Source organism: Vibrio sp. YT-16 (assembly GCF_033337405.1).
GTDB lineage: Bacteria > Pseudomonadota > Gammaproteobacteria > Enterobacterales > Vibrionaceae > Vibrio > Vibrio alginolyticus.
Genome location: NZ_JAWOQQ010000077.1, coordinates 1 through 1,368 on the forward strand (window position 1 = coordinate 1; position 1,368 = coordinate 1,368).

Annotated in this window: 2 protein-coding genes; one reads left to right on the forward strand and one right to left on the reverse strand. The window is 42.4% G+C overall.

The features are described 5' to 3' along the window. Window positions 1–170: 170 nt before the first annotated feature. Complete coding sequence (locus R7F07_RS24830) at window positions 171–416, reverse strand: hypothetical protein (protein WP_025551159.1); 246 nt, start codon at window positions 414–416, stop codon at window positions 171–173. Window positions 417–584: 168 nt separating this feature from the next. On the opposite strand from R7F07_RS24830, the gene R7F07_RS24835 reads away from it, so the two are divergent. Next, window positions 585–1,368: helix-turn-helix domain-containing protein (locus R7F07_RS24835; RefSeq protein ID WP_318110615.1), on the forward strand; the 784-nt coding region annotated here is incomplete at its 3' end.

A 1,368-nucleotide genomic window follows, 5' to 3' on the forward strand; every position in this document is an offset into this window, starting at 1 on the left:
GTCCATTAGGCTTTTTTCCTGTTCCCGCCAACATCCTGTCGACACAATCAGTATTGATGTTTTGCTGATTACTCTCAATCAGCTAGGTAAAAAAACTTTGGCAGCGAATATTATGAAAAATACTATAAGTTTTAATTTTCAATTGGTTATATACATTTTTTGATTTTATCTTAGTCAAAAATGGTCGTTTTGCTTACATCGCTTGTGAGAGATCTCGCACAAGGTGTCGAGCAAATGTCCGAATTGGCGTCGTTTTTATCCTGTTTAAGAATTTGCTCAAGATCACAACTCGATTTGTAACCATAAAATTTGGCGATGGTGTTAGGTGGGATTTCCATTTCTCTGATAGCGAATTTTGCCCATTCATCGCGTGTTTTGTGCAGGGTTTGGCGTAGCTTGATAGTGAAGTGGCTCATAAAAGCTTCCTTAGTTATCTTGTCTTTACAAGGCAAGAATAAGGAGAGGGACAACACCAAGTTGATAGTATGCCGTTTAATATCAATACTATTTCGGCGTGATGAAGATTATGTCGGCAATACTGATATTATTTGAGCGTGAAACAATACTATCTTGTGGAGTAGCCAATGGCGCACATCGAAAAAGTACCGCAGAGACCAGGTTTTTCTTGGCGCTATCGTCGCATTGATGAGGTAGAGAAAGAGTACGACCTCCATTTTCACGATGATGTGTTTGAGTTGGTCATCCATCGACACTTCACTGGCAGTTTGCATATTGGTCATCACGAATTAGAAGTGACTCACAACCAAATGCTATTGATCGCGCCTGGTGTGCCTCATTCAATTCACTCCACATTGGTCGAAAGCAAGTGCGAGACTCATGTGATTTGGTTTAAGCGTGAGTGGATTGCCAATTTGATGTTCTATTGCGCAGAGCTTAGAAAGCTTGACCCGCTTTTAAAGGCGGCCAATAAAGGTGTGGTGTTTTCTGAACGGACAGCTCAGCACGTTGTGGATCTTCTGCATGAGCTCATGACGTTTCCTGCAATGGAGCAACTATCGAGATTTCTCCATGTTTTGTCTCTGATTGCTCACGATGAAGGAGCAAAAACACTGATGACTCACTCATACTTATCGATGAGTGAACACGAGCTACAGGAAAGAGAGCGCGTGGCAAGTGTTAACGCGTATCTCGAACAACACTTTGCAACTAAGGTGACGCTCGCAGACTTGGCGAACTACTTATCGCTGAGTGAAAGTGCAGTCACAAGATTGTTTCAAAAGCACTTTAAAGAGCCGTTTAGCCAACGTCTAATGAAATTGCGGATCAATCATGCCGCAGATTTGCTGCAATCTACGTCGTTGCCGATTGGGATTGTGTTTGAGCGAGTCGGATATCGTAATCAAGCCC